The sequence below is a fragment of the Nitrosomonas sp. Nm33 genome (genome assembly GCF_900107265.1).
GTDB lineage: Bacteria > Pseudomonadota > Gammaproteobacteria > Burkholderiales > Nitrosomonadaceae > Nitrosomonas.
Map to the genome: position 1 here is coordinate 25,145 of NZ_FNPJ01000033.1, position 6,063 is coordinate 31,207.

Sequence of the window (6,063 nt, forward strand, 5' to 3'; positions counted from 1 at the left end):
CGATCTCAATAATCCCTTAAAAATTACCATAGAGGCTTTGCCCCAAAACAGAAAGTTTATTCTCGAGAAGAATCAAAGCTAGATTTACGACGGTAATTATCTAGTCGTGCTAATTCAAAATGGATAAATGCTAATGCTGTTAATGTCGGAGCAAATAAATTCAGTATTGGTATAAATTGAACGAGACCAGTCAACAACCCTAAACCCCATAGCGATAATTTATTTGTAGTCAGCAAAATTTCTAATTCTTCCTTACTGGCGTGCTCTGATAATGCATCGTAGCTAAATAATCGCTGATTTAAATATGCTGCAGCCAGAAAAGACACTAATATTCCAACACCAACAAACCAAAAAGGTAAAGCAATACCCAGCAACACGATAAATACGATAATTGCAGAGATAATGTGAATTAGGCTACCCACAAGACTTCCCCCATTTTTTCGCTCAAGTAGTGGATAGTATCGCTTAGCAACAAAATCAATCAGTGATGACATGACAAACAGAGCAGTTATTATCATGGCTGTCACAATCACTAAAATAACAAGAATAATTACATTTAATATTCCCCCGATACTATCAGTAATCTTGAGTAGAACAGACTCATCAAACCAATTCTCCATAAAGGTAAATGGAATAAGTTCAGTAATCCATTCAATTGAAGGAGTCCAAATAAAAACACCAACTATTAGCCAGAATAAACTAGCTACCAAGAGAGGCCAAACTAGTATCCATAAAATTTTAAGGTTAAAAAGATTACGGAAAGCTAGTGAAAATGCATTAAAGATCTGTATCATGTAATATCAACTCTGAGAATTCAAAATTCTTTAAAAATATAAAAAATATCTGAGCCAAAGCCATTCAGTTATTTTTCATTTCTTGGAAATTAATTAAGGACATAAATATATTGCATGTAATACAATAGATATTAGAAAATATTTATTATATTCATCCAAGCTGAAATAGTTTGGTTAGATATCGTTAAATTATCAATAATCTCTATTAAAAAGGATTTTATCTTGAAAATAGATAATACGAATCCAACACAAGCAATTAGCATTAATAGTGATGAGCAAAAATATAATGACAAAACTACTTCTACTAAATCACCATATTTTTCTCAATCAAAAAATAATTTGCGCATTGATTCTTCTTTTATTTTATCGCATTCCATCGAAAATAATAATGAAATCGTAGATGCAGCTAAGGTGGCAAAGATTAGGCAGGCAATAATTGAAGGTCGTTTTAAAGTTAATTCTGAGGCAGTTGCTGACCGACTGTTAGAAACAGTAAAAGAGCTTATTCAATCCAAAAAAGATAATACATAATTTAAACACAAGCGTTATTTGACTGAATGTTTCTTCAATAAAATTAAACGTTACAGAAGAATATTCTATATGATATAAAAATGGCCAGAAATTATATAGGATGTATACGGTTTATCTCAGCATTGATTTTGCTTCATTTAAACGTCAACAGAACTTGGTAAATATTTTACGATAGCTTAAAGATTCAGCTCGAAGTTGAATTGATTAACCAGATTTTCGATTAGTGACTCAAATTTCTAATAGAAAGAGAGAGTATCAAAGTAAGTAATTGATCATTAATCAATTATGATTTATCCAGGACAAAATAGATAATCCTAAACAAAAACCTGGAGGAACTTGATTATCGCTCCCAAACTGCTTCAGCAAACAAGAAATCAACAGTAGTAGCTGGACTCTGACTTTATCAACAACTGAGTAAATGTGTTTCTTTCAACCTACCAGCCATTGGTAAAAACCACCTACCTCACGGCATTCGCATCTTGAACAATTTATCTGCTTAAATATACGTATACGCCAAATTAAAAAATCTAACCAAAGCGCCCTGTAATATAGTCTTCTGTTTGCTTATTCTTTGGTTTGATAAAAATAGTGTCTGTTGTATCAAATTCTATTAACTGACCTAGATACATATAAGCAGTATAATCAGAAACTCGAGCCGCTTGTTGCATATTATGAGTGACTATAAGTATAGTTACTTTATTTTTAAGATCAGCAATCAATTCTTCGATACTAGCAGTTGCAATTGGATCTAATGCCGAAGTAGGTTCATCAAATAATAATATTTCAGGATCAGTTGCAAGCGCCCTTGCAATACATAATCGCTGTTGTTGTCCGCCAGATAAGTTAAATGCAAGGTCATTCAGTCGGTCTTTGACTTCATCCCATAATGCTGCATTACGTAATGCATCTTCTACTTTTTCATCTAGCATGGCACGTTGTTTAACACCTCTCACTTTCAATCCATAAGCGACATTTTCATAGATCGATTTCGGAAAAGGGTTCGGCTTTTGAAATACCATACTGATACGCATTCTTACTTCGATCGGATCAACATGAGGAGAAAGAATATTCTCGTTATCTGGATAAAGAACTATATCACCTTCATACCGATTACCAGGATAAAGATCGTGCATTCTATTAAAGCATCGCAGAAAAGTAGATTTACCACAGCCTGATGGACCTATTAGTGCAGTTACCTGCTTCTCATGTAAAACCATATCAATATTTTTCAGCGCATTAAAGCTCCCATAGTAGAAATTCAAATTCTTAACTATTGATTTATATTGGTTAAGGGAGAGACTATTCACTTCAGATTCTACTAAACTATTTTTTACCATTTGATTTTTTTACGCATACGATAACGGAGATAAATAGCCAATGCATTCATCGCAAGTGTCATAACAACCAGAATCAATCCTGCTGCTGCCGCATTAAACTGAAATTCCTCTTCAGGTCGTGATACCCAATTAAACATTTGTATTGGCATCACTGTGAAAGGCGCTGTCAACCATTCAAATGATATAAATGGAAATTCACTTTTTATTGGTGAGGGGGGTAGAAACGCAATAAAAGTCAATGCACCAATTGTTATAATAGGTGCTGTTTCACCAATTGCCCGAGCTAAGCCAATGATGATACCTGTCAATATACCCGGAGCAGAATAAGGTAATAAATGATCAGCAACTGTTTCCCACTTAGTGGCACCTAATGCATAAGAACCCTCACGAATTGCAACTGGAATAGATCGTATCGCCTCACGAGTTGCTACAATAACAATAGGTAAAATCAAAAGAGCCAGAGTTAATCCAGCAGCCAAAATACTCTGCCCCAGACCCAATTGATAAACAAACAGACCCAATGCTAATAAACCATAGATAATAGAAGGTACCCCTGCAAGATTGGTAACATTAATTTCTATTAGTTCCGTGAATAAATTTTTAGGTGCGTATTCTTCTAAATAAACTCCGGCTGCTACCCCAAGTGGTATAGCAGATATTGCTGTAACCAACATTACTAGCGTAGTTCCAACCCAAGCTGAAAGTATGCCTGCAGATTCTGGGCGACGCGAAGGAAATGATGTAAAAAATTCCCAGGATAAACGAGGCGCACCATCTATGAGCATTTGTGTAAATAAAGCTATAAATGTCAACAGAGCAATCATTAAAGCAAGCACACCCGCAATTAAAAACATCAAATCCCTACGTTTATGTCGCGCAATAACAACGCGTAGTTCTTCTAATTTCTTTTCATCACTCATAAACGCTGGTCAATCACAATAAAATTTTTCAAACATACTTAATAAAGCATTGGTTAATAATTGCATTAGATTTAATAGCATCAAGGCTTAACTTAAATATAATCTGAATTATTTTAGAATTGAGAACTATCTTTTTTAATATGTTTCACGATATCGCTTACGTAATAAATGACCAAGTATATTAAAAATCAATGTGATCAATAATAAAGTTAGTCCTGCTGCAAAAATAGTTTGATAGCCAATGCTACCATGCGGCAAATCACCTAAACTTACCTGAACAATATATGCGGTAATTGTTGCAGCCGGTTCCATTGGATTCCATGTTAAATTTGGTTGCATTCCAGCAGCTATAGCTACTACCATAGTTTCTCCAACTGCCCGAGAAATAGCTAAAATATAAGCAGCTGCTATGCCTGAGAAAGCTGCGGGCATTACAACTTTGATAGCTGTTTGAAATTTCGTAGCACCCATAGCATAAGATCCTTCCCGTAAATGCATAGGCACAGAACGCATAGCATCTTCAGTCATTGAGCTTACATATGGAATAATCATTATTCCCATTACTAATCCAGCAGACAACAAGCTAAATCCGGGTAGATCAGGAATAATTAACTGCAATAATGGTGTAACGAATAAGAGAGCGAAATAACCATAAACTATAGTAGGAATACCTCCTAGCAATTCAAGAAATGGTTTTGCAGTCTCTCGTACTGTATAAGATGCAAATTCAGAAAGATAAATAGCTATGGTTGTACCTAATGGAAGCGCCACTAGAAGCGCAATAACTGAACTCACCACTGTTCCTGAAACTAAGGGAAGGATACCATAGTGTGCATCATCAAATAATGGCGTCCATTGTGTGTCTGTAAGAAATTCCCAAATTGAAACATGCTGAAAAAATATGATCGATTCTTTTACCAGCATGAAAATAATAGAGAAGGTAATTAAAATCGAAAAAAAAGCTGCTAAAAGCAGCAACAGTTCTATAAATTTTTCTTTTAAATGACGCCTATAGCTATACCGAAGATTACCAGTTGATCTGTCTTTCTTCTCCCATGTACTCTTTACATTTTTGGAATACATATTAATTTTCTGTACAAATTTAATTTGTGTTTATTTTAAAATAAAAATCATTTCATTTTTATGACAAGCATTACATCAATATTAAGTATTGAAAAAATATTAAAATTAATTCTTTATTTTTATTAAGTATGATTAAATAATTTTATTTATTTAATGAATATCTTTCTATACCTAATCAATTCAGATATTGGCTTATATTAAATATATAAATATAGATCACAAACTAATTTCAATTCTAACTTCTCAAATTATTAGTTTATTCATGAAATATTTATGCTAACTATAGAAGTAAGTTAGATCCAGATAAATTTAGTTTTCGTTTTCGCAGAAAATGTTATTTATAGCTAATAAAAAAACCTTAAGCTATTAGCCATTTTCTACTGATAACTTAACTTCTTGCCAGGAATATGTAATCGTACTATGGAAGTTAATCAACCTATATTCCATCAACTATTGCTTAGTAAACAGAAAATTAATAAAGCATCCCACCACAGCTTACTACACTCATCAATCCATCGATTTTGAATCAACACTTCACTCAATAGAGTGAAGTGTTGATTTCATAAGAATTAAAATCCCTCAGCTTCTGTTTGACTCAAATACAACTAATCATCATCCTCATCAGCGGAGTCTTCTTCGGCAGAGTCTTCCCCTTTAGCTTCTTCACCACTGCCTTCTTCTTCGTCGTCTTCTTCCTCAGTATCTTCCTCGCCTTCCTCTGGCTTCAACACCATCTTGCCAGCCGCGCGACTCGCATTCAAATCAGTCATCGGAACTTCCGCATGGACTAGATTCTGATGACAATCTATACAGGTCGCACCCTCAGTTTGCATTTTCTTATGCTCAGCTTGAGCGCTCTCTCCTGGCGGCTGCGGATTTTTATGGCAGGTTTTGCAGGTGATGCTATCCCATTTCTTGAGGTTCATGCGCGCATCATGCGCCATGATGAGCCTGCGTTCATTAAATTTTTCCAGCGTGGAGTAATCATTAACCAGTTCAAGGTAGAGCTCTCTCGCACCATCCACAATATGAGTAGCAACTGCCAAATGAAAATTCTCAAAACCCTGAGGAATATGGCAATCCTTGCATCCAGGATTAACCCCCAGTGCGCCATAATGTGAGGATTGTTTCAATTCTTCTTGCGGATAGGTCATAGAGTGGCAGCTGGTACAGAATCCTTCTGTGGAAAGCGCTGCTTCCCCGCCGAATACGACTGCTACCAATACTATTCCCAGTAGTCCGCCAATCAACAGACTACCAATCGATCCTTTTTGTAGTGCGGTCATTATTCTTTTCCTTTTTTACAGTTTTATTCTTTTCCTTTTTCACCTACTTTGGCACTTGCCTGGAATTCATCGTGATACTTGAATTTAGGCTCGCCCTCGAAAGCACCATCCA

Annotated in this window: 6 protein-coding genes and 1 pseudogene; 1 reads left to right on the plus strand and 6 read right to left on the minus strand. The window is 35.2% G+C overall.

What is annotated here, in order from left to right; genetic code table 11:
* Positions 1–56: 56 nt before the first annotated feature.
* Entirely contained in the window at positions 57–794 is a 738-nt protein-coding gene (locus BLV54_RS08440) for an EI24 domain-containing protein (RefSeq protein ID WP_090570544.1), read from the minus strand.
* 222 nt (positions 795–1,016) lie between these two features.
* On the opposite strand from BLV54_RS08440, the gene flgM reads away from it, so the two are divergent.
* Positions 1,017–1,325 carry a flagellar biosynthesis anti-sigma factor FlgM gene (flgM, locus tag BLV54_RS08445; RefSeq protein WP_256329292.1) on the plus strand — a complete coding sequence of 103 codons (309 nt, stop codon included), beginning with the start codon at positions 1,017–1,019 and terminating at the stop codon, positions 1,323–1,325.
* 527 nt (positions 1,326–1,852) lie between these two features.
* Here the strand turns inward: flgM and pstB are convergent.
* The 5 genes and pseudogenes from pstB to BLV54_RS15525 form a co-directional block, all read right to left on the minus strand.
* A complete protein-coding gene (gene pstB, locus BLV54_RS08450) occupies positions 1,853–2,662 on the minus strand; it encodes a phosphate ABC transporter ATP-binding protein PstB (protein WP_090570547.1) in 810 nt (269 codons plus the stop codon).
* Complete coding sequence (gene pstA, locus BLV54_RS08455; RefSeq protein WP_090570550.1) at positions 2,656–3,582, minus strand: phosphate ABC transporter permease PstA; 927 nt, start codon at positions 3,580–3,582, stop codon at positions 2,656–2,658. Before pstA ends, pstB begins: the two co-directional genes overlap by 7 nt.
* A gap of 135 nt (positions 3,583–3,717) precedes the next feature.
* Positions 3,718–4,665 carry a phosphate ABC transporter permease subunit PstC gene (gene pstC, locus BLV54_RS08460; RefSeq protein WP_090570552.1) on the minus strand — a complete coding sequence of 316 codons (948 nt, stop codon included), beginning with the start codon at positions 4,663–4,665 and terminating at the stop codon, positions 3,718–3,720.
* A 605-nt stretch (positions 4,666–5,270) separates the two neighbouring features.
* Complete coding sequence (locus BLV54_RS08465) at positions 5,271–5,951, minus strand: NapC/NirT family cytochrome c (protein ID WP_090570555.1); 681 nt, start codon at positions 5,949–5,951, stop codon at positions 5,271–5,273.
* A gap of 23 nt (positions 5,952–5,974) precedes the next feature.
* Positions 5,975–6,063, minus strand: a pseudogene (locus BLV54_RS15525) (cytochrome C554); the annotation flags it as partial.

Bases quoted from the DNA above. Each gene is read 5' to 3' on its own strand.
- BLV54_RS08440 (WP_090570544.1), bottom strand. From the start codon at position 794: ATGATACAGATCTTTAATGCATTTTCACTAGCTTTCCGTAATCTTTTT.
- pstB (WP_090570547.1), bottom strand. From the start codon at position 2,662: ATGGTAAAAAATAGTTTAGTAGAATCTGAAGTGAATAGTCTCTCCCTT.
- pstA (WP_090570550.1), bottom strand. From the start codon at position 3,582: ATGAGTGATGAAAAGAAATTAGAAGAACTACGCGTTGTTATTGCGCGA.
- pstC (WP_090570552.1), bottom strand. From the start codon at position 4,665: ATGTATTCCAAAAATGTAAAGAGTACATGGGAGAAGAAAGACAGATCA.
- BLV54_RS08465 (WP_090570555.1), bottom strand. From the start codon at position 5,951: ATGACCGCACTACAAAAAGGATCGATTGGTAGTCTGTTGATTGGCGGA.